Raw genomic sequence first — 26,082 nt, 5'->3', positions numbered from 1 at the left:
GAGGGACGTTTCATGCGCGTTGTAACGATTTTGGGCACGCGCCCGGAAATTATACGACTGAGTCTTATCATTCAGAAGCTGGATGCGCTGGCCGAGAAGCATGTGCTCGTGCATACAAGGCAGAACTTTTCGCCGTCGCTTAGCGATGTGTTCTTCCGGGAGATGGGGCTGAGGCAGCCGGACTATATGTTCACGGAGACACGGCAGACGCTCGGCGGTCAATTGTCCGTCATGTTTGCAGAAGTGGAACGCATTCTGATCGCTCATGAGCCGGATGTGGTGCTGCTGCTTGGCGATACGAACAGCGCACTGTGCGCCATCATCGCCGAACGGATGGGGATTCCGGTTGTACACATGGAAGCGGGCAATCGCTGCTACGATCTATCGGTACCGGAGGAGAAGAATCGCCGGATTATCGATGCCATCGCAAGTATCAACATGCCGTACACGTCCTACAGCAAGAACAACTTGCTGCGTGAAGGCTTTCCCAGCAATCGCATTGTGCTGACAGGTAATCCGATCCATGAAGTGATTGAGCATTACAAGCCGCAGATTGATGCCAGCGACGTGCTGGAACGCTTCGGTCTGCAGGCTGGCAGCTACGTGCTCGTGACAGCGCACCGCGCGGAGAATGTCGATGTGCCGGAGCGGCTGACCGGTATATTGGAGGGGCTTAATCGCGTAGCGGCGCGCTTTGACAAGCGTGTCATCTGCAGTGTTCACCCACGGACGAGATCGCGGATCGACAGCGGGTCCGTGAACGTGGAGATGGATGAGCGGGTCGTTTTCTATGAGCCGCTGGGGTTCTTTGATTTTGTCAGGCTGGAGCAGAATGCCTTCTGCGCCATTACAGACAGCGGTACCGTGCAAGAAGAATGCTGCCTGTTCGGTGTTCCGACCGTCACCATCCGGCAGACGACGGAGCGTCCGGAAACCATAGACTGCGGCAGTAATGTTGTATGCGGGTTGAAGGCGGAACGAATCGAAGAGGCTGCGGTCATCATGACTTCGCTGCCTGCAGTTTGGGAGTGTCCGGACGGGTATTTGGCCAAAGATGTGTCGGATAAAGTGGTTAAATTTGTGCTTGGAGGGAAATGGAATGTTTACTAATCAGCGCATACTGGTCACCGGGGGAACAGGGTCCTGGGGCTACGAACTGATCCGCCAGCTGCTGCCTCAGCAGCCCAAACAAATTATTGTGTTTTCCCGTAACGAGTCCAGCCAGGTGGCGATGAGCCGCACGTTTGAGGATTCGCGTCTGTCCTTCTGCATCGGAGATATTCGGGATAAAGAAGCATTGATGCGTGCGTGCGAGCGGGTCGATTACGTGTTTCATTTGGCAGCGCTGAAGCATGTGCCCGTTTGTGAGGACCAGCCGTACGAAGCGCTCAAAACGAACGTCATCGGCACGCAAAATGTCATCGAAGCCGCCATCGCAAACGGGGTCAAACGAGTCGTCTATATCTCCACAGATAAGGCGGCGAACCCGTCGAATTTCTATGGCATGACAAAAGCGATTGGAGAGAAGTTAATCGTATACGCGAACCTGCTCCATTCCGATACGACATTTGTCTGCGTGCGCGGCGGTAATGTACTTGGTACGAACGGGAGCGTCGTGCATCTGTTTATGAATCAGATTAGGGAAAAAGGGCAAGTGCGGATTACAGACAAGAACATGACGCGCTTCTTCCTGACGCTGCAAGATGCCATCACGTTATTGTTCAAAGCATCGGAGGAAAGCATTGGCGGAGAAATCTTCGTGATGACGATGCCAACCTGCCGAATTGTAGACCTGGCTGCCGTGTTGATCGATGACTTGGGTATTCCTGCAACGATGGTGACAACAGGGATTCGGCCAGGGGAGAAAATACATGAGATTCTGCTGACCGACCATGAAAGCACGACTACGATTGTGTACGATGAAGAGTATTTGGTCATTCTGCCAACCCTTGATATTCCAGGGCTCCGGCAGCATTATAGCAGCTACCCAAGCGTCGATTTCGAGAGCTACAGCTCCAGTCAGTCCTTGCTGACGAAGGAAGAAATTCGGTCGATGCTGGTACGGGGCGGGTTTCTGTCATGAAGCTGCTCATTATCGGAGGAAGCGGCATGGCAGGTCATGTTCTGATCCGGTATTTTGAACAGCTGCATCCGGAAGTGGATGTTGTGTACACGACTCGAACGGCAGAGGGGGGAGCTAAGGGGCTTCGGTTGGATGCTGCAGACAATGAGGCTGTAGCTGCTCTCGTGTATGACGTTCAGCCGGACGTGATCGTCAATGCGGTGGGCGTGCTGAATCAGGATGCCGAGCAGCATCCGCTTGCCGCTTATCAGGTGAATGGGTTTCTGCCTCATTGGCTGCGGCATCTGGCCGATCATCTGGACACACCGGCACGCGTTATTCATATCAGCTCAGATTGCGTGTTCAGCGGGATGAAAGGTGCGTACTCCGAGCAGGATGTGCCGGATGGCACCTCCGTCTATGCGAGATCCAAGGCGCTCGGCGAAGCGCCGGGCTCCCGCCATCTTACGATTCGCACGTCCATTATTGGACCTGAGATCCGGCCGCAAGGAATTGGACTGCTGAAGTGGTTTCTCGCTCAGCAAGGAACCGTCAGCGGCTATGCGAACGTGCGGTGGAACGGGGTCACGACGCTTGAGCTGGCCAAGGCAGTGGATTATGCCATTGCAAATCCGGAGATTGGGGGATTGGTCCATTTGACAGCTGCCGAAACGGTAAGCAAGCTCACGCTGCTGCACTTGTTTCAATCCGCCTTTCACGTAAGCGGGATCAAGATCGTACCCGATGATCGGCAGTATCTCGATCGGACGCTTGCAGCTTCGCGCAGCGATTGGGGCTACCGAGCACCCAGCTATGTACCGATGCTGGAGGAGCTTGTGAACTGGATGAATGAAGGTTGAGCCGCCCGCGCCTCCTGGTAACAGGGGCCGGCGGCTTCTGCGGCGAGCATGCCTGCCGCTACTTTAGCGAGGCAGGCTGGGATGTGACGGCGGTCGTTCGCCGTCTGCCGCAGCCTGATGCAGAAGAGTGGGCATGGCTGAACGCCGTGCATGAGGTGCTGGCTTGTGATCTGGCCGCGCAATCCGAGGTGCTGGCGCTTATCGAGCGTGCCAAGCCGGACTATGTGCTGCATTTGGCCGGCGCCAATGCGGTCGGTGCCTCATGGAATGACCCTGCAGCCGTGCTGCAAAGTAATGTGATGGGTACCGTGCACGTGCTTGAAGGTGTGCGGCGGGCTGGGACTGCGTGCCGGGTCGTCGTAGCCGGCTCGATGCTGCGCTTCCCGCTCGCTGCGGCTGAACATGGCGGTGCTGAGCGGCCTCAGCCGCAGCATCCGTATAGCTTAAGCAAGACGATGCAGGTGTTGATTGCCCAGAGCTGGACATCGCTCTATGGCATGGAGGTTGTAATCGCCGAGCCGTCGAATCTGATCGGCCCCGGTCGATCCGGCGGCTTGTGCGCACTGCTTGCGCGCTACGCCGCCAGGGCGGAGCAGGCAGCGGCAAGCGGCGATGCTCCGCCGGCGCCGTTTCGGCTGTCTTCGCGCAGCGAGCAGCGCGATCTGCTGGATGTGCGCGATGCGATTCGCGCGTATGAGCTGCTGCTGCGCGCAGGAGAGAGCGGCCGCATCTACCCGGTCGCCTCCGGCCGAATGCGCACGCTCGGCGACATCGCGGATGCGTTCGATGCGCTGGCGCAACATCCGCTGCAGTGGGAGGTTGGCGAGTCGCAAGCCGTCTCGCCGGCGCCGTTGAATTGCGAAGGCGTCATCGCCCTTGGCTGGACGCCGCTTATCCCGATGGAGCAGTCGCTGCGCGAAACGCTGGAAGCGGCGCGGCAGCGCTGAGGCTGAGGCTGAGGCTAGTGCTGGGACAGGAGCTGGAACTGGGGCAACAGGAGCTTTTGGAGTAACTGGAACATCAGGAGCTTCAAAGGCATCAGGAGCTAAAGTTGAAGAAGCTGAAGTTAAAGGACAACAATAGAGAAGAAGAAGCAGCAGGAGGCAGGCAGGATGGGAAACCCGAAGGTGAGTATCGTCATCCCCTTTTATAACGACCCCTATGTGACGGAAGCCATCGAGAGTGCACTCGCGCAGACCTATGACAATATCGAGATTATTGTCGTGGATGACGGCTCAACGAAGCATGCAGAGAAGATGCGTCCGTATGAGGGACGAATTCATTATGCCGGTAAAGTGAACGGCGGCACGGCAAGCGCGCTGAACGCAGGTTTCCGCCTGGCCAGCGGCAAATATGTAGCATGGCTGAGCTCCGACGATCGATTCTATCCGGACAAAATCAGACGACAAGTCGAGGCGATGGAGGAGCAGGAAGCGCTCATCAGCCATACCGGCTTCGATATCATCGACGGCCGCGGCAAAATGACGGAGCTCGACCTCATCCCGCCGGGCTACGAGAACGGCGCGTTCTATCGCGCGCTTCAAACGAGCAACCCGATTAATGGCTGCACGGTCATGATGAGTAAGGCGCTTTATCGCATTACCGGCCCTTTTCATGAAGGGCTGAAGTATACGCATGACCTGGATTACTGGTACCGCGTGCTGCTGACGGGCATTCCGTTTCTGCTGATCCCGGAGCCGCTCAGTGCCTACCGCCGCCACGAGGAAATGGGGACAGTCCGCCACCGTGACGCGGTTGCGGTAGAAGTGAAGGCAACATTCGCCCAATACGAGAAACGCTGGCGCTCGTATATTTCGCAGCTCGGCTTCGGACCTCCGCGGAAAGCCAAGACGCCGGCGGCGATCGATCGGACCAGAACGAATCAGAAGCGGCGGTCGGCTCGCGGCTAGGATGGTTCGCATACACTCGAAGTAACTCAGCCGACGCCACCTAATGTTGCACAAACTGCAACAATCTACCGTCTTTCGGGCTGAAATCTAGCGAATGTTGCACAGAATGCAACATTCGCTAGCGGTAAAGAGGCTATAAGCTGATTCAGGAGGAGAATGTTGCATAATCTGCAACATCTCCACGGAAGTGAGGTACAAGCCATGAGAAAGTTGCATAATCTGCAACATCTCCTCGTAATCAAGCTGCAAACCGTGAAAATGTTGAGCAATAGGCAGCATGTTGAGTCCCAATCAGGTCGGTTTTCGGTCTAACGAACCCTACAAGTCTTATTTGAGCCAAACGAGTCGATTTGAAAATCTAACAAACCCTGCAGGTCTTATTTCGTGTAATTTCGCCATTTTCGCGCCAATTTCCGTCAATAAGGCCCATACGGTTCGTTAGAATTTATTACGGAGTATTTTCATTCAAATAAGGCCTCTACGGTTCGTTAGAATATTTATCTGGAAACAGTAAAGAAGTCATGGTGACTTCTTCACTGTTTTTTGTTGGAGTAAGTTCGAATTGCAGTCTAATAGTATAATAATGAACAAGCCGCTGCTTGTCCCTTCCGCGATCGTTTCTACATAGGCGACGCAGGCTCAACCGTTGTGAGGGTACTCAGTTAAATATAGTGGTATAATCACCTAAGACGGACGGAAGCAGAAGGGGTATTGTCATGAGCGTAATCCGATTGGAAGATGTAACGAAGAAGTACGAAGAGTCGATGATTTTTCGCAATATTTATTTCAAAGTAACGCAGGGAGAACGAATCGGCCTAATTGGGCGCAATGGAGCCGGGAAGTCGACGGTATTCAAGCTCATTATGGGGCAAGAAGAGCCCACAACCGGCAATGTGGAAGTCGATCCGCAGGTTAGAATCGGTTACTTCTCGCAATTCTCCGAAATGCACGGCAGCTTGTCGGTTCAGCAGGAGCTGGAAAATTGCTTCGAGCAGGTCGCTCTGATCGAGCGTGAGCTTCAGGAGGTCGGGGAGAAGCTGGGTTTCGTCACCGATGACGGCGAAATGGAGCGGCTGCTTGCAAGACAGGCGGAGTTGTTCGAACAAATGGAGCATCTGGACGGCTGGAACGTATCCGTTGAAATTAACACGGTGCTGACGAAGCTTGGATTTAACGACAGGTCGCGCCATCAGCCGGTGGACGAGCTGTCGGGAGGCTGGCGTAACCGTGCGGCACTGGCCAAAATGCTCATTGAGCAGCCTGACGTCGTATTGCTAGACGAGCCTACCAACTACTTAGACATGGAAGGCATTGCGTGGCTGGAGCAATGGCTGTATCGCTTCAAAGGCGCCATGATTCTCATTTCGCATGACCGGCAATTTATCGATAAAGTAGTGACACGTACGATTGAGATCGAAAACTATCATTTTCAGGAATACGAAGGTAATTACACGGACTATATTCGTAAGAAGAAGATGCGCAAGAAGGAGCTCGACCGTCAGTTCGAGTGGGAGGAAGAGCTGCTCCTTATGGAATCCGAAGCGATCGACAACCGGGCAAACCGCAAATCGTCGAAGGATCGCCTCTCCCGTCAATTGGCAGATAACAAGAAACGGATCGAGCCGCATCCGGTTAACGTGCTGATTACGGATATTTACGAGAAGCTTCGTTTTCCGGACAAGCTGTGCGAAGTGAAAAATATAGGCCAATCCTACGAGGGGCGGCAAATTTTCGAGCAGGTCAGCTTCGATATCCAAAAAGAAGATCGGCTGGTCATTGTTGGCTCTAACGGAAGCGGGAAGTCAACGATGATTAAGGTGTTAACCGGACAGGAGAAGCCTGAATCCGGTGAGGTGTCCTGGGAGAAGGGCGTCAGTTACGCGTACTTCAACCGCATGTGGGAGGAGCTTAATCCCAAGGACACGGTTAGCCATGCGGTGAACACATACGGCCTAGGACTCGATGCTCCGCGTAAGAAGGTGAACAAATTCCTCTCGATGCTGCAGTTCTCGGAGATGGACCTAAGCAAGTTCATCGGCAATCTATCGGGGGGACAGAAAGCCCGTGTTGCATTGGCAAAATGTCTGCTCTCGGGAGCGGCTGTCATCATCTTGGATGAGCCGACCAACCATCTGGACCTGACGAGCATTCAGGTCATGGAACAGGCATTGATTCATTTCCCGGGGGCAGTCATAACCGTCAGCCATGATCGGTTCTTTATCGATAAGATCGGAACGAAAATGCTGACCTTTGACCCGGCAGCGGGGATAAGCGTACAGAATCTATAGGTAGCAAAAAATGTAACGGTTGCCAGAGTGGCTATTTCATGCAAATCAGCCTATTTGAAACGCTAACGGTTGTGACAGAGCTTATTTACAGCAAATTGGTCGATTCGCAGCGGAAATCTGTTAAATAAGCTCGCTGGCAACCGTTAGAAAATAAACAGGGTAAATGAATGCCAAATAACCACTGTGACAACCGTTAGGGTTGGCATTGTGACGAAGCATTGGTTCATCGCGGAGGCACAGAATAAAAACCGATGTTGTATCAGATGTCGGTTCTCGAAAGAAGACCGGATGCTCCTCCTCAGGAGCACCCGGTCTTCTTGATTTACTCTAGCTTCTTGTCATCTTCAAGTCTCTCGCTTCGCTGTCCATTCAATAATGACGGCATCGCCATCTTGAATCTTCTCGTAATAAGCGGCAGGCTCGCCATTGAGCGTCATTCGTAGTGACCCATGAACCTGTGTGCGGTCGAAATCGATGTAATCGAAGAGATGAATGAATGTGAATCCTTCTCTATAAGGCAACGAGAGTGGGCCGCCATTATAAGTGATGTGGATGAACGGTTCAGTAGGAGACTGAGGTTGATGCTGCTCTTCGGGAACCACCGCCGGTGATTGTTCATTCACAGCAGTGATAGCGACCACGGCCTTGACCTCGTCCTTGACCACGGCCTTGACCTCGTCCTTGACCTCGACCTCGTCCTCGTCCTCCCCCGCGACTTCGCGTTCAACTGTAATGGAGTCGCGAGGTTGAATTCGATACTGCATCTCCATGGCTAGGCCATTGACAAGAACCCTTACAGTCGGTGGAATATTAAAATGCCGATACACATCAGTTAGTGTTACAAGCTGCAGAACCGTAACGGAGTCGTCAGCGGTAATGAGACGATCATCAGCCGCCGGCGTCCCATTGATGGTCACGGACTGAGTGGTTTGCACCCACTGCTCGTTCCAATAGAAGCCTGCGTTCATATCAAACAGCTGGCCAACTGTAAGTTCCTTGGGTTTACCCGGTATTGCCGGCGTAATCGTAATGTCATCATGAAGCTTTATTGGCGTGCTGATGCTGGCTAATTGGTTATTGACGCAGATTTCGCCAGGCTGTCCGGGTTCGCCGAATATCGTTCGTGTGCGTCCGTTTATCGTGATTTCCATCGATTGGCCCGCTCGTGCAATTAATTGCTGCGGATTAAACCCGATTAGCATGAGGGCATCAATCACCTGAAGTGCTTTCGTATTAATTAACTTCACTCGATCCCCGTTAACGGTAACCTCTACAAAATCCTTGCCCAAATGAGCGGCAGCTTTGATCAAGATGCCAATTGGCGTCATCACCTCAGGACCGTTCATCTCAAAATGCCGTATGGTCATCTTGGGGATCGTTGCAAGATCTCGAGTGGCGACTCTACCGACAGGTAATTGCAAATAGGAGGCGATAGCCTGGCTCAATCGGGGCAGCTTGCTTCCTCCGCCGGTTAAGAAAACGGCGCTTGGTGCTTTATTGTTTCTCTCCAAGATATTGTCGGCTATGTTCTTGGCAATCAGCTCGATAACTTCCTGAATCGTGTCTAGTATCTCTTCAGATGCGACTGTATGCTGGAGGCCAATGATATCAGTGAACGTGTGCTGCTCCGCACCTTGGTTCAGCTTGCATTTCAACGCTTCCGCACTGTCGAAATCGAGCAAATAGGCTTGAGCAATGGCTTCGGTCACTTCATCGCCGGCGGTCGAGGTCATCGCATAAGCGACAACCGTACCATCCTTGGTAATGGCAATGTCCGAGGTGCCGGCCCCGATGTCAACGAGTGCGATATTCAGAAGGCGCATGTTGGCAGGAACGGCTGCTTCAATTGCCGCGATTGGCTCAAGAGTCAGATAGCTGACGTTTAGTCCGATGTTACTGACTGACGCATAGAGGCTTTCCACGACGGTACGAGGCAAGAAGGTGGCGATTAGATCAACTTTAATCGTTCTGCCTCTGTGGCCGATCAAACTGAGCATCATCGCATCGTTAATATAGTAATGGACGACCGTATGGCCGATGCAGAAATAATCTTTGATATCCTGGGATTGCTCTAGCAGCTGATTATAGATGAGGTTTAAGCATTCGGATTCGAGAGCGTCCACGATATGTTTCTCGATCGGTTTGTTATGATCGATTTCTTGCTCCAGCTCCGCACGACCCGTGATCAGAGAGCGGCCTGCAGCAGCAATCGCAACATCGGTCAGGCGTTGTCCGCATTTGGTTTCCAGCTTTTCCTTAATCACCTTGATCGATTCCGTGACGCCTTCAATGTCATGAATTTGTCCGTCTATCATCACGCGGTCCTTATGGTACTCTACTTCGCCGTGCTCGATGATTAGACTTCCATCCTCGTAGTAGCCGGTTAAGCCAATGACGCTTCTGGTTCCAATATCAACTGCAAAAACACGCTGCATATAGCTTCCTGCCGCTTCGATCCGTACCATTCGAGAGTCCCCTGCCTTCATGTTGGTTGCATTCGTGGTGTGTAAGGCGGACGGAAACCAATCCGCTAGGTTGACCCAATAAAAGGATAATTGTTCCTAGTATAGCATAGAATGTCGAAATTCAGCGGTTCAGTTCTCGGTGGCGGCTAGGTTCGGAGAGAGTCATAGAGAAAGTTAATATTTTGCTAATAACATGTTCGAATATTGCTTGTGTCACTATGCTACCTTTAAGATCATCGACATCCAGATTCATCATGCCTAATCCGTTTGAGATGGAGGTGGTGCGACATATGTAATCGGTAATAACGAAACGTTGGCTACTGAGTACAGATGATAAGGAGATGCAGCGATGATCAGAAGAAGGTTGAAGCAAGGAATATATGGTGCCATGGCATTCACGCTCATTGCCAGCGGTTTGCTTGTGAATGAGGGGAGAAGCGAAGCAGCCCCGATTCCCGAAACGGTAACGTACAGCGCATTAACGTCTTTCGGTACAACGCAAGGCGTCGGCAATTGGTTCAATATGAAGAAGACGGGAAGCACGTATTCGTATCTCAGCGTTTATGATGCGACTACCCCTGCCAAGTGGAAGGAAACCTCCGGGTATCCGTACGTGAGGGACGCTTTCTTTCATCCGGAGACAACCTATGATGCGGTGAAGAAATGGGTAGCGCCGCAAGCAGGCAATGTCGACATTACAGGCAATGTGATCAAGGTGAATGCCAGCAGTAACGGAGTCGTGGCGAAAATCTTCAAGAATACAACGCAGCTCTGGAGCGCTACCGTGACACCGTCAGCCGATGTAACCCCAAGCGGTGTATCGAATATTCATGTCGAGGCTGGGGATGCACTTTATTTTGTCATCAATGCTAACGGGAATATGAACTTCGATGAAACGAGTTGGTCGCCGGTTATAACGATGACAACGGCAATCAAGATCGAAGCGGAGAGCTACAGCTCGATGTCTGGGGTAGCACCGGCATCAACGCCGGATACGGGCGGGGGCCAGCAGGTTGGCAGCTTCGATACGAATGATTATATGGTGTATAACAATGTGAATTTAAGCGGCGGCTACAAGACGCTCGAGGCTCGTGTTGCGGCAATAGCGACGGGCAACAAGTTCGAGGTTCGGCTCGACAGCCTGACAGGGCCCGTAATCAGCACATTTACGGTGGCCAATACGGACAGCTGGAATACGTTCGAGACCCAAACTTGGCCGATCACGGGTTCTGCTACGGGCACACATAATTTATATGTGAAAGGAGTCACAGGTTCCGGAATCGCGAATATCAACTGGCTGCGGCTGACCAACAACAATTCCCGTGGTGCAACGATGCCATTCACAACCTATGAGGCGGAGAATGGTACACTCGGCGGCGGAGCGACTACGAATAATGACACGACGATGAAGAAGGAAGCCGCTTCCGGCAAAAGCTACGTGCACCTCGATGCGACAGGCGAGTCCGTGCAGTGGACCAATGTTCGCGATGCGAACCGGCTGATTCTGCGGTACAGCATTCCTCAGAATACGAGCGGGACATTGGCTCTCTATGTCAATGGCGTGAAGCGTCAAGACTTGTCGCTCACCTCCACGTTCAATTATGATACGGCTCCGGGAAACTCGTATGTACGCAGCTTTGACGATAAGGATTTTGCGATCGATATTAATGCAGGGGATACGGTGAAGCTGCAAAAGGATTCCGGCAACAGCCTCACTTGGTACGGGGTTGATCTAATCGATTTGGAGACGGCGGCAGCTCCGATTGCGATGCCGGCGAATTATATTTCGGTTAAGTCGGCGCCTTACAATGCGGTTGGCAATGGGATCGCGGATGATACGGCAGCGATTCAAAGCGCGGTTAACGCCGCAGCTTCTTCTGGCAAGAACGTCTGGTTCCCGCCGGGGACCTACAACCAAAGCGATAAGATCGCTGTCCCATCAGGCGTAAGCTTGAAAGGCGCAGGTATCTGGTATTCTAATTTGCATAGCACCGTTACGAATGGAATCTGGGGCGGCGAGGTTGGGTTCACGCTCAACAACAACACGACGATTTCGGATCTTCGCATTAGCAGCGTGGATACGCAGCGGGATGGGCATTATGGCATCATCGTGCTTACCAATCCCGGTACCGGAACTAACAATGTGCTGCAGAATCTATGGGCAGAGCATATGGGCTGCTTGGAGGGCTGGACGGATTGGTCGAACTCGACCATTCAGAATGTACGGCTTTACAATACGTATTTTGACGGCATTCACTGGGGAGATGACGGGAACGCCGGCAACGTGGCACAGAATAACTTCATGCGCGGACTTGGCGATGATGGGGTTGCGCAGGTGAATCTGATGAACTTCCCAGGCGTCGCTCAGAATAACGTGGGGCAGTTCAACACGATTATCGCGAGCTACTGGGGGCGAGGCATGTCCGATGTAGGCGGCAATAACTTGATCTTCCGCGATAACTACATCGACAGCACGTTTAACGCGGGCATGATCGTCACGACGGAGCCGGTCGAGCCGACGAAACCTTCGTATACGATCAGCGGCCTCAAGTTCCAACGGAACACGATTAACAAAGCGGGTCATACCGGTCACAACCACGCAGGAATTCAGTTCTGGCTCTACGTCAACCCAATGCTCAATGTGCGAATCGAGCTCAACAACATTACGAACGGCGAGACGGAAGGCATTCATATCGACAACACGAGCTACGGTGACAGCGGCGGTCGGACGCAGTTCAACTTTAACGTTGCCTCCGGCAACGCGCTGGCGAACTATACGAATGCGAATCCGTTGGTCGTGCCGGTGTTGAACGGGAATACGGGGTTCTAAGAAGCGAGTAATTTAGATGTAGATAGAAAAGCTGCCCTAAAAGCGCATGTTATGGCTTTTGGGGCAGCTTTTGTTTTTGTCTGCGGATGATAGGGTCCTCGATCCAACGTGTAACTGCCTTTCCTATGCCTTTCATTATCCGGTATAAGCGGAAGCGTTCAAGTTCTCCGGACCGATACGAGCGATTCCTGGTGAGAGAGCGATTGCGAATAACGTGTAGGGTTGAAGCCCCGATGCAGGTGCAGGGATATGATAATCGGATGCAGAGAACCCAATCGTGTGTATGCCGAAATCAAACGAATGGACAGATTTGTAAATCAGCACGTCGTCGATGGTCAGACCTCTAACGATATAAAGCTCCAGGATGAATCCTTGCGGAAAATCCGTCGGAAGTGCGACACCAACCATGCCTGTCAATTGAACCCGGATAATTCCCTGGGTTTGAGGCGGAATGTTCAGTCCTACCTGTCCAACGATGACAGGGGTATCGAGCGGAAACGTATTATCAAACTCGGTAAGAACGACGGGGATATTGCTTGAAGTTCGTGCATCAATAAGTTGTCCCACTACATCACCTACTCCTTTTCTACTAAAATATGCAGCATTGCTAGAGAAGGGCAGGGACATGTGTCTGCAGGAGCGTAAAAAGGATTCATTTGTCGTTTCTCGAATATATCACTCGAATATAGTTGTATTGAAAGGCGGTAACCAAACCCATGAACGACATTCGATTCCCAATTGGCCCGTTCCAAGCGGCGCCAATTTCGACACACGAACAACGTGCAGCCGTCATCAACGAGATTCCCGGCATTACCGTGACACTGAGGAAACTGATAAGCAACCTCGGCTCGGAACAACTGGACGTCCCATACCGCGAAGGCGGCTGGTCTGCCAGACAGATCGTGCATCATCTGGCCGACAACGATATGAATGCATACTTGAGGTTCAAGCGAGCGCTGACGGAGGAAGAACCGCTCGGAGCGACGTACCGGGAGGATTTGTGGGGCGAGCTGCATGATTATAGGGAGGTTCCGATCGAGGATACACTGGATTTACTAGAGATTCTGCATCGGCGGTTTGTGATTCTGCTTCAAGGGTTGAGCCCGGAGCAGTTCAGCAGGAAGTTACGCACGCTGGCACTCGGGAGTATCACGCTGGATACGGCGCTGCAGCGGTTTGTTTGGCATAACCGCCATCATACGGCGCAGATCGAATCGTCGTGGTATCGCATGAGCTGGAGCGGGTCAGCCGCGATCTGTTTCAATGCGTCAGGTGGCCTCCTCATGGTGCTGCAGGGGAAACCGCATGAGGAGAAACGATGGTCTGTTCCGTCAGGAGGACGGGAGTCGAACGAATCCTATGAAGATTGCTGCATCCGCGAGGTTTTCGAGGAAACAGGCTATCGCATTCGGTTGGCCGGGCAGCTCTTCATGAAGCAAGAGAGAATCGCCTATTTCCGTGGTGAAATTGTGGGCGGCGAGCCGTGTATCCAAGACCCGGATGGCCTAATCTATGAGATTGCATGGAAGACAGTCGAAGAGCTGAGAGAACTGGAATTATCGTTCGAAGAAGATCGAGAACCCCTTATTCGGTTCCTGCAAGAACGAAACGGTGCAGGAGGAGAGACCTAGCGATTTGCCACTGTTTCCTTAGGTAGATAGCTGGGGGCGGCAAGAGCGGCCGGGATATTTTGTTGCCGCTTTCATTGGCGTGCGGTATGCTGGTAGTGGATTTTAATGCTATCAGCGAGGGTGGAGTTCTATGCCGTTTTGGCAGTCGGTTCGTTTTAAGATCGTCTTCGGCTTTCTGCTGATGACTGCACCTATGGTGCTCTTTCTTGTCTACAATAACGTCTATGCGACTAAAGTCGTGCGTGAACAAATCTCGCTCCATTACAACAAGCTGATGGAGCAGCAAGTGCAGAACAATGACGCAATATTGCAGGAAACGATGCGTTATTTGTACCGGATGCAGGGCGACCCCAACATTCAATCGCTGCAGGAGCTGTCATTGGCCGAAGAAGACTCGGACTATACGATGGTGAAGATGGAGCTGACGAGACGTTTCCTGCTGGATACCGGTTATTACAATAAAGTAGATACTTTCTTCGTTTACTCCCGCAAGGACGACGACATGTTCTTCGCCACGCAGTACAGCTTTCACTTCGCGGAGGTGCAATCCGCGCTGCTGGACTATACCACGAATCTCGCCTCTAAGGATCTGCCGGAAGAGACGCAGCGCTGGGAGCGTTTCTCCATTCCGAACGATACCAATTATCTCATCAAAACCGTTGACCTTGGCTCAGGCGTCTATATCGGCGCGCTTGTGCAAGTCGATCGGTTAAACGAGGAATTGAATAAATTCGATGTTGGCCCCGATGGGGCTGCGTTCGTCGTGGACCCGGCGGGCAATCCGCTAACCAACTCCCCCTTGCCGGTTGTGCAGGAATCCATCGTGCAGAAGGATATTGTGGAAATGACGAAGCAAGACAGGACGACGTGGAACCAGAATCATTTTCTCGTCATTACACAGCCTTCCTCCATTTCGGATATCCACTATATGATCGTCATTCCGGAAACGTATATTTTGAAAAACCTCCCCTATTTCCAAAAGATGCTCTACATCTGGATTCCGCTCACCGTCGCCATCGTCCTATCCTTATACTTGTTATTCTTACAGCGGGTCATGTTCAAGCCGCTTGTTGGACTCGTTCGAGGCATGCGGAAGCTGGGTCAAGGGCAGTTCAACGTCAGAATGCCGGTTAACACCGACAATAGTGAATTTGCCTTTATGTCAGGGACGTTCAACCAAATGGCCGAGCAAATCGAGAAGCTGAAGATCGACGTGTACGAGGAGCAGATTCGGGTGCAGAAAGCGGAGTACAAGCATCTGCAGATTCAGATCAATCCTCATTTCTATATGAACAGCTTGAACATTATTTATAATTTGGCCGCCTTAAAGGACTACAAGCTCGTTCAGAAAATGAGCCTGCACTTAGCGGACTACTTCCGTTTCGTCATGCTAGGACATCGCGCCGTAGTTTCCCTGGAAGATGAAATCCGGCATATCGAGCATTACCTGGAAATCCAGAAAATCCGCTACGTGACGAAGCTGGAATATGAAATCCAGATGCTGCCCGAGCATGCATCGGTGCCGATCTCGCCTTTATTGCTGCAGCCTTTTGTCGAGAACTCGGTCATTCATGGGTTTAATAAGAGAGTTCAGGATGGCATGCCTTTCCGCATCGGCATTTACTCCGAACAAGATGAAGAGGATGCCGGGAGATTCATTAAGCTGACGATCATTGACAATGGCCCGGGGTTTCCGGAGTCCGTTCTGGAAGGGCTGCGCGACGGTGTAGAAATTGAAGGCTCAGGCGAGCTTCATCTGGGAATCTGGAATATCCTTCATCGGTTCCGTATGCTGTACGGCAATGAAGGCGGAATCACGTTCATGAACGGGAAACCGGGAGGGGCTGTCGTGCAGATGCGCCTTCCTGTAGAGAGGCCTACTACGTTCGAGGGCAATGAATAACGGACTGGCATACGAAGGAGAGCGAAAATAATGGTGAACATGCTCGTTGTAGATGATGAGATTTACGCACTGAAGGGAATCGCACAAGGTATCGACTGGAGTGACTTACCTATTCAGTCCATCTGGGAGGCCGAGGATGTGTCCCAATCCATCAAGGTGTTAGAAGAGCATCCCGTGGACTTGGTGATATCCGATATCGAAATGCCCGGTATGAACGGACTGGAGCTGCTCCGCTGGATTCGGGATAACAAGCCGCAGACACTGACGATATTCCTCACGGGACATGCGCGATTCGATTATGCGCAGGAGGCTATGCATAATGGCTGCTTTGACTATATCTTGAAGCCGGTTGATCATGACGATCTGAAGGCGCTTGTGAAACGTGCGATCACCGAGATCGGCATGCGAAGAGAACGGCTCCAAGTCGAAGAATTGGTGGATGCGAACCGCAGGCAATGGACAAGCCAGCTTCCGATCTTGGTAGAACGGTTCTGGCAAGAACTGCTGGCAGGCCGAGTGAGGCTGTCCCCGGAACGACTCCATCGCCAGTTGGAATCCTATCAAATACCTCTATCGGCAAGCAGCAAGGTTCTTCCTGTTCTGCTTAGTATCGAGCAATGGGATATCGAATTGGATGCGCGTGACGAGAACATCATGGAGTATGCACTGCGCAAATCGGCTGCGGAGATCATCCTCGGGAATTGGCCGGGTACGGTGCTGCAGGACCGAAATGAGCTCAATATGGCGCTGCTCTATCTGAGTGACAGCGATCTGGTTGATCGTGATGGGTTGCTTCGGAGATGTGCCGAGTACGTGCAGGCATGCCAGCACTATTTTCACTGCAGAGTTTCCTGTTACGTGGGAGAGCCGGCAGCGATCGGCGGACTAGCAGCCGCACTCGAACGATTGCAGCAATTGGAGCGAGCCAATGTATCGGCACCTCAATCTGTACAGGATGCGGGAGCACAAGCGGGTTATGAAGCGGTCGGGACGGATTCGGGTATTCCGATACCATCTTTTACCGACTGGGGGGCGCTGCTCGATAATGGCGGACATGAACAGCTGATCGTCCAATTGGAAGAGACGTTGAAACGCTGGCAGACTGAGCAAGCAAGCCGTGAAGCGCTGGAGCTGTTTCATTATGGTTTCCTGAACATGATGTACGGCGCAGCCTATCGCAAAGGCTTCTCGATCTACGACGTGTTTACTGCTGCTGAAATGAAAGACATTCAAGCCGCTCGCAATTCCCAGCAGCTGATGGTTTGTGCGGGGAGAATGGCAACCAAGATGGGACAAGCATTGGCAGAGCGTCCGCGCGATGCATCCGCCGTCATTGCGAAGGTGAAGACATTTATTCAAGAGCAACTGCATACGGAATTGACGCGGGACGACATTGCTGCGCATGTCTATCGCAACCCGGCCTATTTATCGCGATTATTTCGCAAGGAGACGGGATTTTCCTTGTCGGACTACATGACGGAGCTGCGCATCGAACGCGCGAAGCGCTGCCTGGTCGATACGAACGACAAAGTAAGCAACATTGCCGAAGAGGTCGGTTATGTCCACTTCTCTTATTTTGCCAAGCTATTCAAGAAGATGACCGGATTATCCCCCCAAGAGTACCGCAAGAAGCACCAGAATTTACGCTAAATGGAACTAGCACTTTTCTGTTCTCCAATGTCACCAGAGTGCTATGTGCGTCATCTCAGTAGATAGATGGAGTAGGTTCCCGCCCTATACAATGAGAGTACAAGAGAACGAAAGGATGGTTATGGGGATGACTCCTTCAACGGAAGCCGCGGAAGTCGTAGCGAAGGCGAAGGCGCCTAGAACACGAACGAAGCAGAACATTGGCTATTGGAAGAGATACGGAGCTTTCTATATTATGATGGCTCCCGCGCTGCTCGTGTTGTTGATGAACAATTACCTGCCAATGATCGGCTCTTTAATCGCTTTCAAACAAATTGAGTATACCTCAACAAGCTTCATCAAGAGTTTCCTGGAGAGCAAATGGGTGGGTTTGGAGAACTTCAATTATTTGTTCAGCACGACCGACGCTTGGACCATCACCCGAAACACGCTTGCTTATAATGCGGTCTTTATCGTCTTGAATCTGGTTATCGGCGTTACGCTCGCGCTTCTCTTCAACGCCATGCGAAACCGCCGATTGGCAAAGCTTCACCAGACGGCGATGTTCCTGCCTTACTTTCTCTCGATGGTCGTCATTTCCTATCTTGTATACGCTTTCTTAAATCCGGATATCGGCATCTTCAACAAATTCGTACTGCCAGCGCTTGGGATCGAGCCTGTAGATTGGTATACGGAGTCCAAGTGGTGGCCGTTCATTCTGCCCATCATTAATACTTGGAAAGGTATCGGCTATTATGCGGTCATCTTCCTCGCGGCCATTATCGGGATCGACAACGAGTATTATGAAGCGGCAACGATTGACGGTGCTTCCAAATGGCGCCAGATCTTCAGCATTACGATTCCATTGATTAGGCCTGTCATTATCATCCTTACGTTCCTCCAGATTGGCCGTATTTTCTACTCGGACTTCGGATTGTTCTTTCAAGTTACTCGTAATTCAGGCATTCTCTACGACACGACGCTCGTCATTGATACTTACGTGTACCAAGGATTTATCGTAAGCGGGGATATCGGGATGTCATCTGCCGCCGGCTTGTACCAAGCGGTCGTCGGATTCGTGCTGGTGCTGCTATCAAATTTGGTCATTCGTCGGATCAGCAGAGACGATGCCTTGTTCTAAGGAGGATACATGCGAATGGCGACGACGGTTATGACCAAACGGAAAAAGGGTCTGCATGAAATATCGAGCCTTCCAAATTTCTTTATCAACGGATTCTTCTGGATTTACACGCTCTTATGCGTGCTGCCGCTGGTGCTCGTCATTGCCGTATCATTCTCCGATGAGAATCTGGTTCTGGTTAATGGCTATAAGCTCTGGCCTGAGCAGTTCAGTGCATCGGCCTATGATTTTCTGCTCAGCGATTGGCAGAGCATCCTTCGATCGTACGGCAACTCGTTCTTCGTTACGGTGGTCGGCACACTGATTGCTCTCATCACGATGTCGCTGTATGCCTATCCGATATCCAGAACGGATTTCAAGCATCGTAAGGTGTTTTCCTTCATTATGTTCTTTACGCTCCTATTTAACAGCGGGCTGGTTCCCTTCTACTTGCTGTATACACAAGGGTTTCACCTGCGGGATAACATATGGGCGCTCATGATTCCGATGTTCGTTCAGCCCTTCTTCGTACTCATCTTGCGTACCTTCTTCACGAACTCGGTGCCGCCGGCACTTTTGGAATCGGCCAAGATTGATGGCTCAGGCGAGTGGCGGATTTTTGCTCAAATCGTACTGCCGCTGTCCTTGCCGGTATTAGCGACGGTAGGCTTGTTCTGTACGCTGAGTTATTGGAACGACTGGTACCTTAGCTTATTGTTCATCAATGAGGACAGTTTGTACACTATCCAGTACCGCATGTATCAAGCGCTGCTCGATATTACATTCCTGAGTGCTAACTCGTCAGCTTACTCGGCGATTCTGGCTCAGAATCCGGACTACCAGCTGCCTACAGAGACCGTGACCATGGCTATGGCGGTTGTCGGAATTGGTCCGATCGTGTTTGCTTACCCGTTCTTCCAGCGGTACTTCATCAAGGGATTGACTGTCGGCGCAGTTAAAGGATAGCGGTCATCCGCAGATACAATGGCAAGCAGTCAGGCACACAGGCTCGTGGTGTTCTTACATTGGCTCGTTCCGGTTCATCCGGTTGAGTATACAGAGCATTTAAACTAATAAGGGAGGCACTACCGCATGTTCAAAGGAAAAAGCAAGCTGGGAAAAAGCATCTCTCTGATTTTGGGCGGAAGCCTTGTTCTATCCGCGTTACCGGTTGCCAGCGCCGCTGGTAGCAGCACGCTGGATCCTTACAAACTTACATTGTACTATCCGGGCTCACCTGCCAAAGACGAAGCCCAGATCGAAGCGAAAATGAGCAGATATCTGACAGACAAAATCAACGCGACGATTGATCTCATCCCGATCGATTGGGGTCAATGGGACAGCAAGATGAACCTGCTCAAAGCAAGCCGCGAGCCGATGGACGTCATCTTCACGGCACAATGGAACGGCCATGCTAACGATGTGGCGAAGAAAGTGTTCCTTGCGCTTGACGATGCGAAAGGTCCGGCCGGTAATTTGCTAAGCAAATACGGCAAAGACATCACGAAATCGCTTGATCCGGCATTCCTTGCGGGAGCCAAAGTAAACGGGCATAACTACGGCGTGCCGACTAACAAAGAATTGGCAGCGCAAGGCGGCGTCATCTACCGCAAAGATATTGCCAGCAAGCTCGGCTTGACCGCTCAATTGAATGCAGTGAAATCGGTAAATGATCTTGTTCCGATCCTGGCGAAGGTTAAAGCGAAAATGCCAAGCATGACGCCATTGTTCCTGCGTGACGGCGAAACCTTCAACTCGCACTATTTCAGCCAGCAGGATTACCTAGGCGATACGACGATTGAAGGGCTGATCCGCAAAGACGGCACAAGCACGAAAGTCATTACACGCTTCGACGATAAGCAGTATATGGACCAATTGAAATTGACACGCAGTTTATTCAAGAAAGGCTACATCAACAAAGACGCGGCAACGACGCAATTGTCCGGACAGGATGCCTTGAAGAAGGGCAATGTGTTCATGATCGTGTCCTCCTTGAAGCCGGGTAAAGACGCCGAGATGGCGATTGCCGCGAATTTGGCAGGCAAGCTGCAGCAGATCAACATGACGGAGCGCACTGTATCAACGGGCGAAACCGCAGGTTCCATGCTGGGTATTTCCACGACTTCCAAAAATCCGGCACGTGCGATGATGTTCATCAACCTGCTCCACTCCGATAAATACTTGAATAACTTGCTGAACTTCGGTATTCAAGGCCAGCATTACGAGAAAGTGTCGACTGAAATCATTAAACCAGGTCCGGATGCCGCGAACTACAATCCAGGCGCGACATGGATGTTCGGTAACCAATTCTTGAACTATGTATGGAATACGGAAGCACCGGATAAATGGGCACAGTTCAAGAAGTTCAACAAAGGCGCGAAGCTGTCGCCTGCGCTTGGCTTCACGTTCAACGCGCAGCCGGTGAAATCGCAAGTAGCCGCGCTCGTAACCGTACGCAGCAAATACATCGCAGGTCTGGAAACAGGCGCAATCGATCCTTCGAAAGCGGCGGAATTCCAGAAGAAAGAGAAAGCGAACGGACTGGATAAAGTACTCAAAGAGAAGCAAAAGCAATTGAACGCTTTCCTTGCTTCGAAGTAGTAGAACTGTTAGTTGAATGTACCCGTCAGGCCTCCGGCCTGGCGGGTTTTCTGTTTAGGCGGAGAACTGGGCGGTGATCGTGCAGCAGAAGGAAATGAAGGTTATTTGTTGAATACCATCGTTAAATTCTCATGGAGGGGGCGGTGAAGGCGAAGATGACTCGAAAACTAGGAGCGCATGCTGTCGTTATAGGTTCCGGAATAGCCGGACTTTGTTCTGCCCAAGTGTTATGTCGTTACTTTGAAGAAGTTACCTTATTGGAAAGAGGCGCAGAGCCTCACGATAAACAACCCAGAAAGGAAGTCCCTCAAAGCTATCATCTTCATGCTTTGCTCAAAGGTGGGGAACAAGCACTGGAGCAGCTGTTTCCCGGTATTGTCCAGGCGATGATGGAAGATGGTTCGACCGGTATCAATGGTTCCAAGGATCTCAACTGGTTTCATCACGGCGTATGGAAGAAGAGATTTGTTGGGGATATCGTGGTTCATCTTCAAAGTCGCCCTTTTCTGGAACATCATATTCGACTTCAAGCGGAGAAGAATTCGAACTTGCGTATCCGATGTAACATGCTGGCGCTGGAACCTATATACGATGAGAAGAAGAACATGATCCTTGGGGTACAGGTAACGGAAGCAGATTCGTCACAGTCGACGTCTCTTTATGCGGATTTGGTCATCGATGCGAGCGGGTATGGCTCAAGATTTCATCCATGGTTTCAAACCCATCAACTCCAACATCCCGAAGAGAAGGTTAGAATAGATCTCTGTTATGTTAGTCAAATCTATCAATTAGATGCTGCCGATCGGGATTGGTCCACTCTCTTGGTATATCCTTCTGCGCCTGTCGAACGAAACGGAGGAGCGGTTTGTCGTATAGAGGGTAATCGTCATATTTTCACGTTATTCGGTTACGATAGTGAGCTGTCGCATGCCAATCTTAACGACGCCGAGAGCTTTATTGCCTTTACGAAGAAGCTGCCGGACGCGATGATTTACAACGAGCTTCAAGGAGCAGCACCACTCTCTGCAGTCAAAGTACATAAGGTTCCCTATATCGTGCGCCATCATTATGAGAAGGTCCGCAATCTCCCGCAAGGATTCTTGTTTATCGGGGATGCTTTCTGCCGATTTGATCCCGTCTTCGGACAAGGCATGTCGGTAGCTGCCATGGAAGCGTTGGCGTTAGAGGAGTGTCTCGTGCGAGAATGGAAAGATAGAGCGAGAAGGAAAGACACAACGGGGACCGGCATTTCAGCCCGATTGACCAAGCGATTCTATAGAAGAATAGCCAAGGTCATAGACCCCGTCTGGAAAATAACGATCGTAGAGGATTTTCGATTTCCTCACGTGGTGGGCAAGAAGCCATTCGGACTCTCCCTGCTTCAATGGTATACCGGCCGAATCTTTCACCGTTCCTCGCAAAATACCGACGTTTATCATGCGTTTATCTATGTCATGAACTTGTTGCGTCCGGTCAGGACGTTGTTTTCGCCATCGATGCTATATAGAATATTGCGTAGAGGTGGTTGATTATCGGTAACGATAATCCAATCAAATCAGTCAAAGAACCGCCGATTACTACATTTGAAACGATTCTGATAAAATAAGTAATAAGGCGATTAAATGCTCTGACTCGCGGCAAGCATGATGAAGGAATAGTCGCTCGTGATCAGGAAATACAATAGGTGCTTGGAGGAAGAAAATGCAGCTCATCGACAAAACGAAAGTCCAGCAGTTTATAGATATCCTTATTGATCGGGATTTATATATCCATCTCGAGATGACAACGGGAGCTTACGCAGCGCATCTGGATCGTACGAAGCATCCGGCAGCGACCTTTATTTCGAATGCCGTTATTCGATATTCCCACGGCTCGATTTCCGGAGAGGGACCTTATCGCGTAGGCTTGAAGACGGAGCAGGGCTGGGTTTATTCCGAGGGGCTAACCCACTATGAAGAGACGGATTCCGAAAGACTCATCCTTGCGGGGCATGACACTGCGGGAAAACTCGTCGTAGCGCTGCAATTGAGCCGGGAACCATTTTAAGGAAAAGGGAGAATTGGAACAGATATGAAACGAAACATACTGGTGGTGCTTCCTCATCCGGACGATGAAGCGTTCAGCTTGTCAGGGACGCTTGCGATGCATCTCGACCAAGGAACGGCAAATGTCACTTACGCTTGTTTGACTTTAGGAGAGATGGGCCGCAACATGGGAATACCGCCTTTCGCGAGCAGGGTCACTCTACCCGCCATACGCAAGCAGGAACTGGAAGCTTCTTGCCGCGCCATTGGGATTAAGGATCTTCGGATGCTTGGTTTTCACGATAAAATGCTCGAATTCGAGGACAAAACAAAGTTAGACGGAAGTGTCGAAGCGCTCATTGAAGAGTTGAATCCTTCGTTGGTCATTACGTTTCACCCGACGCTGAGCGTTCATCCCGATCACAACGCATGCGGGGCATCGGTAATTCGAACAATCGCCAGAATGCCTGCCGACCGCAGACCGACCGTGCATTGCATGGCATTCGCCAACAATCACGAACAAGAGATCGGCAAGCCCGATATCATCAATGACGTCAAAGCTTACTTGAAACAGAAGATGGCGTCTATTCAAGCTCATAAGTCCCAGTTCCAAGCAGCCGAATTGTTAGGCAACAAGAAGTTATCGGATGCGGAAATCCAAGGGCGCTTCGGAATGGAACGATTCTGGACGTATCGATTCGCATAAATCGATCGTTGGAGTCACTATGGATGCTGGTTGATGCCGATATGAGCCGCCTATCAAACTCTAACGGTTGTGGGAGTGCTTATTTGGCCTAAAAAATCCGTTTTTATTTTCTAACGGTTGCTAGCGGACTTATTTGGGGATTTTTTGATCGAAATCAACCATCACGCATCGAATAACGATTCTCACAACCGTTAGCTTTTTAAAAAGGGTCCATTTCATGAAATAGTCACGCTCACAACCGTTACAGAATGAATAGGCAATATTGGGAAACCAAAGATGAAGCTGCCGGCATGATAGGCGGCTTCATTGCGTGTAGCCATCCAACATCCAATACAAATCCAAGGAGTAGACGTAGTGAGTATGGTAAATGAGATTGACTGCATTGAGGTGGCTGGCCACAGTGATGGAATTACAACTTGAAAACGGAAACTATACTTTACCAATTGAACAACATGCCAAACTGAAGTGGTCCATGCATGTCCTTCTCCTATTCATGATTGGATTGTTCGGAGCATTTTTGTTTCTCCCTATTGATGGAGTTTATTTCAATGTCGCTTTTAAGTTAATCTGGATATTCGCAATCGCTTTTTTCTTATATGCATGGTTGTTTATAGGGGTACTACGACTACAGACACTAAAGATAACCCAGAATGGGATTGAAATTAGGACCGCATTTGGGACTAAGCGAGCGAATTGGATGGAGATCTATGACGTACAGGTCTTTTCCATACAGCGTAATACGGTTATCGGACTGATCCTAAAGGAACAAATCAAGAAAAGAAAGCAATCCTTCTTGTCTGAAATCAACAATACGTACGGCGGGATGTTCTCCATCCGAATTCCGATTGCCCAATTCCCTTCCCTCGATATTGAAACGTTGTATTCCACGATTAGAGCACAATTGAAATTGCAGCCGACTGATCTTGATCTATCTCAAGAGAATCAGCCAGAAATAGAGAAACAGGGAGAACCCAACCGGCTTATCTCGATTCTTAAATTAACGCTGTTCGTACTCTTGTGGGGATTGGTTTATGGGATCTCGATCTATTTGCTAAAAACGAATTTCATATTAATTCCGTTATTCGGGCTTATGTTTGTGCTTTATTTCTATCAGAAGAATGTCCATGAGGAAGTTATCGTTTGGCCGATCAGGTTCGTTGTTGGGCTATTGTGTGCCTTGCAAATTTTCATCGCTATGATTACAAATCTATTTCTGACGGCATCCATTCCATTCAGCTTAAGGAATCTGTATGAGATTTCTTCAGCATACATGATGTATTTGAAGGATGAACCCACGAATAATATGCTCGTAATCGGAATGGCTGTTGCGCTCTTCGCTTATGGCACTTTTCATGGGAAAACGTTTCGGATCGTTAAGGGAATGAGCAAATTCTTCATGAAGAGAGATGGTCATTATGTATACAAGAGAGACGGTAGAATTGTAGAAATTTATGTAATAAATCCCGTAGACTTTCAAGACGATGAAACCAAGTTTGTGGTCTATCTCAATGAAGGGTGTTTAATTGAAAGGGAAGGTAAACGAGTGAAAGCATTATTGCTGCCTTTAAAAGCAATGAGTGAACTATCACTTACAATTATGGGTAGTCAGATCGTCCAACATGGGGACGAACAGTATACACGTATCGATCTCGGGGGCACAGGCTCTTATGTTCCGTATGTTTTTCCTTGTGTACTTATCTGCAGCAATAATAAGGAAGTCGAACTCATTCGGATTGAACTTCCGTAGCACGGAAAAGGCTCGATGGTGTGAATGAAACGCTAACGAACCGTGGAGGTCTTATTTTGGAGAAATCGGCCCTTCCATTATTCTAACGAACCACAGAGGCCTTATTTCCCCGAAATTGGAAGAAATACACGAGTTTTCGAGCAGATAAGACCTGTAGGGTTCGTTAGAATTTCAAATCGTTATTTTGAGATCAAATAAGGCCTGTACGGTTAGTTAGAATTAGGGCAGGTGCGATATCGCACTGTTGCGGTAGTAATGCAAGGGGATTCATGAGAGAATCATGAATGGAAAGCAAGAATGAAGTCT

Annotated in this window: 19 protein-coding genes; 17 read left to right on the top strand and 2 right to left on the bottom strand. The window is 50.5% G+C overall.

What is annotated here, in order from left to right; all coding sequences use genetic code 11:
* Positions 1–12: 12 nt before the first annotated feature.
* From wecB to BLW29_RS11600, 6 genes are all read left to right on the top strand, one after another.
* On the top strand, positions 13–1,110 hold the full coding sequence (gene wecB / locus BLW29_RS11625; RefSeq protein ID WP_090979565.1) for a non-hydrolyzing UDP-N-acetylglucosamine 2-epimerase: 1,098 nt from the start codon (positions 13–15) through the stop codon (positions 1,108–1,110).
* On the top strand, positions 1,100–2,083 hold the full coding sequence (locus BLW29_RS11620) for a polysaccharide biosynthesis protein (RefSeq protein ID WP_090979563.1): 984 nt from the start codon (positions 1,100–1,102) through the stop codon (positions 2,081–2,083). Before wecB ends, BLW29_RS11620 begins: the two co-directional genes overlap by 11 nt.
* Complete coding sequence (locus BLW29_RS11615) at positions 2,080–2,922, top strand: SDR family oxidoreductase (RefSeq protein ID WP_090979561.1); 843 nt, start codon at positions 2,080–2,082, stop codon at positions 2,920–2,922. Before BLW29_RS11620 ends, BLW29_RS11615 begins: the two co-directional genes overlap by 4 nt.
* Positions 2,919–3,869, top strand: coding sequence for an NAD-dependent epimerase/dehydratase family protein (locus BLW29_RS11610; RefSeq protein WP_090979560.1), 951 nt, complete (start codon positions 2,919–2,921; stop codon positions 3,867–3,869). The genes BLW29_RS11615 and BLW29_RS11610 overlap by 4 nt, the downstream gene beginning before the upstream one ends.
* A 165-nt stretch (positions 3,870–4,034) precedes the next feature.
* Positions 4,035–4,832: a glycosyltransferase family 2 protein gene (locus tag BLW29_RS11605; RefSeq protein WP_090979558.1), complete on the top strand. Its 798-nt coding sequence runs from the start codon at positions 4,035–4,037 to the stop codon at positions 4,830–4,832.
* A gap of 716 nt (positions 4,833–5,548) precedes the next feature.
* Complete coding sequence (locus BLW29_RS11600) at positions 5,549–7,120, top strand: ABC-F family ATP-binding cassette domain-containing protein (RefSeq protein ID WP_090979556.1); 1,572 nt, start codon at positions 5,549–5,551, stop codon at positions 7,118–7,120.
* A 344-nt stretch (positions 7,121–7,464) separates the two neighbouring features.
* On the opposite strand, the gene BLW29_RS11595 is transcribed toward BLW29_RS11600, so the two are convergent.
* The gene (locus BLW29_RS11595; protein WP_177186593.1) at positions 7,465–9,585 is read right to left on the bottom strand and encodes a cell division protein FtsA; all 2,121 of its coding nucleotides are present in this window, start codon (positions 9,583–9,585) and stop codon (positions 7,465–7,467) included.
* Between the two features lie 349 nt (positions 9,586–9,934).
* On the opposite strand from BLW29_RS11595, the gene BLW29_RS32015 reads away from it, so the two are divergent.
* Positions 9,935–12,415: a carbohydrate-binding protein gene (locus tag BLW29_RS32015; protein WP_090979552.1), complete on the top strand. Its 2,481-nt coding sequence runs from the start codon at positions 9,935–9,937 to the stop codon at positions 12,413–12,415.
* Between the two features lie 135 nt (positions 12,416–12,550).
* On the opposite strand, the gene BLW29_RS11585 is transcribed toward BLW29_RS32015, so the two are convergent.
* The gene (locus BLW29_RS11585; protein ID WP_090979550.1) at positions 12,551–12,982 is read right to left on the bottom strand and encodes a hypothetical protein; all 432 of its coding nucleotides are present in this window, start codon (positions 12,980–12,982) and stop codon (positions 12,551–12,553) included.
* Positions 12,983–13,131: 149 nt separating this feature from the next.
* Here BLW29_RS11585 and BLW29_RS32105 point away from each other — a divergent pair, with 149 nt between their 5' ends.
* The 10 genes from BLW29_RS32105 to BLW29_RS11535 all read left to right on the top strand — a co-directional run bounded on the left by BLW29_RS32105 (position 13,132) and on the right by BLW29_RS11535 (position 25,776).
* Positions 13,132–14,046, top strand: coding sequence for a YfiT family bacillithiol transferase (locus BLW29_RS32105; RefSeq protein WP_090979548.1), 915 nt, complete (start codon positions 13,132–13,134; stop codon positions 14,044–14,046).
* 130 nt (positions 14,047–14,176) lie between these two features.
* Complete coding sequence (locus BLW29_RS11575) at positions 14,177–15,949, top strand: cache domain-containing sensor histidine kinase (protein WP_090979545.1); 1,773 nt, start codon at positions 14,177–14,179, stop codon at positions 15,947–15,949.
* Positions 15,950–15,979: 30 nt separating this feature from the next.
* On the top strand, positions 15,980–17,599 hold the full coding sequence (locus BLW29_RS11570) for a response regulator (protein WP_090979543.1): 1,620 nt from the start codon (positions 15,980–15,982) through the stop codon (positions 17,597–17,599).
* A 127-nt stretch (positions 17,600–17,726) separates the two neighbouring features.
* Positions 17,727–18,719, top strand: a complete 993-nt coding sequence (locus BLW29_RS11565; RefSeq protein WP_256208535.1) for an ABC transporter permease — start codon at positions 17,727–17,729, stop codon at positions 18,717–18,719.
* 15 nt (positions 18,720–18,734) lie between these two features.
* On the top strand, positions 18,735–19,664 hold the full coding sequence (locus tag BLW29_RS11560) for a carbohydrate ABC transporter permease (protein WP_090979541.1): 930 nt from the start codon (positions 18,735–18,737) through the stop codon (positions 19,662–19,664).
* Between the two features lie 126 nt (positions 19,665–19,790).
* Complete coding sequence (locus BLW29_RS11555; protein WP_090979539.1) at positions 19,791–21,299, top strand: ABC transporter substrate-binding protein; 1,509 nt, start codon at positions 19,791–19,793, stop codon at positions 21,297–21,299.
* A 155-nt stretch (positions 21,300–21,454) separates the two neighbouring features.
* Positions 21,455–22,828 carry an FAD-dependent oxidoreductase gene (locus BLW29_RS11550; protein ID WP_143044389.1) on the top strand — a complete coding sequence of 458 codons (1,374 nt, stop codon included), beginning with the start codon at positions 21,455–21,457 and terminating at the stop codon, positions 22,826–22,828.
* A gap of 172 nt (positions 22,829–23,000) precedes the next feature.
* Complete coding sequence (locus tag BLW29_RS11545) at positions 23,001–23,345, top strand: YojF family protein (RefSeq protein ID WP_090979535.1); 345 nt, start codon at positions 23,001–23,003, stop codon at positions 23,343–23,345.
* A 24-nt stretch (positions 23,346–23,369) separates the two neighbouring features.
* Positions 23,370–24,029: a bacillithiol biosynthesis deacetylase BshB2 gene (gene bshB2 / locus BLW29_RS11540; protein WP_090979533.1), complete on the top strand. Its 660-nt coding sequence runs from the start codon at positions 23,370–23,372 to the stop codon at positions 24,027–24,029.
* A gap of 697 nt (positions 24,030–24,726) precedes the next feature.
* Positions 24,727–25,776 carry a hypothetical protein gene (locus BLW29_RS11535; protein WP_143044388.1) on the top strand — a complete coding sequence of 350 codons (1,050 nt, stop codon included), beginning with the start codon at positions 24,727–24,729 and terminating at the stop codon, positions 25,774–25,776.
* The last annotated feature ends 306 nt before the right edge of the window (positions 25,777–26,082 follow it).

This window comes from Paenibacillus sp. CF384 (assembly GCF_900106745.1).
Lineage (GTDB): Bacteria > Bacillota > Bacilli > Paenibacillales > Paenibacillaceae > Paenibacillus_Z.
This window is presented reverse-complemented; position numbering and strand designations above follow the sequence as displayed.

Excerpts from the sequence above, each read along its gene's own strand:
- BLW29_RS11550 (WP_143044389.1), top strand. The coding sequence starts at position 21,455 with ATGACTCGAAAACTAGGAGCGCATGCTGTCGTTATAGGTTCCGGAATA.
- BLW29_RS11620 (WP_090979563.1), top strand. The coding sequence starts at position 1,100 with ATGTTTACTAATCAGCGCATACTGGTCACCGGGGGAACAGGGTCCTGG.
- BLW29_RS11600 (WP_090979556.1), top strand. The coding sequence starts at position 5,549 with ATGAGCGTAATCCGATTGGAAGATGTAACGAAGAAGTACGAAGAGTCG.
- BLW29_RS11595 (WP_177186593.1), bottom strand. The coding sequence starts at position 9,585 with ATGGTACGGATCGAAGCGGCAGGAAGCTATATGCAGCGTGTTTTTGCA.
- BLW29_RS32015 (WP_090979552.1), top strand. The coding sequence starts at position 9,935 with ATGATCAGAAGAAGGTTGAAGCAAGGAATATATGGTGCCATGGCATTC.
- BLW29_RS11545 (WP_090979535.1), top strand. The coding sequence starts at position 23,001 with ATGCAGCTCATCGACAAAACGAAAGTCCAGCAGTTTATAGATATCCTT.
- BLW29_RS11555 (WP_090979539.1), top strand. The coding sequence starts at position 19,791 with ATGTTCAAAGGAAAAAGCAAGCTGGGAAAAAGCATCTCTCTGATTTTG.
- BLW29_RS11615 (WP_090979561.1), top strand. The coding sequence starts at position 2,080 with ATGAAGCTGCTCATTATCGGAGGAAGCGGCATGGCAGGTCATGTTCTG.
- BLW29_RS11565 (WP_256208535.1), top strand. The coding sequence starts at position 17,727 with ATGACTCCTTCAACGGAAGCCGCGGAAGTCGTAGCGAAGGCGAAGGCG.
- bshB2 (WP_090979533.1), top strand. The coding sequence starts at position 23,370 with ATGAAACGAAACATACTGGTGGTGCTTCCTCATCCGGACGATGAAGCG.
- BLW29_RS11575 (WP_090979545.1), top strand. The coding sequence starts at position 14,177 with ATGCCGTTTTGGCAGTCGGTTCGTTTTAAGATCGTCTTCGGCTTTCTG.
- wecB (WP_090979565.1), top strand. The coding sequence starts at position 13 with ATGCGCGTTGTAACGATTTTGGGCACGCGCCCGGAAATTATACGACTG.
- BLW29_RS11560 (WP_090979541.1), top strand. The coding sequence starts at position 18,735 with ATGGCGACGACGGTTATGACCAAACGGAAAAAGGGTCTGCATGAAATA.
- BLW29_RS11605 (WP_090979558.1), top strand. The coding sequence starts at position 4,035 with ATGGGAAACCCGAAGGTGAGTATCGTCATCCCCTTTTATAACGACCCC.
- BLW29_RS11535 (WP_143044388.1), top strand. The coding sequence starts at position 24,727 with ATGGAGATCTATGACGTACAGGTCTTTTCCATACAGCGTAATACGGTT.
- BLW29_RS11570 (WP_090979543.1), top strand. The coding sequence starts at position 15,980 with ATGGTGAACATGCTCGTTGTAGATGATGAGATTTACGCACTGAAGGGA.
- BLW29_RS32105 (WP_090979548.1), top strand. The coding sequence starts at position 13,132 with ATGAACGACATTCGATTCCCAATTGGCCCGTTCCAAGCGGCGCCAATT.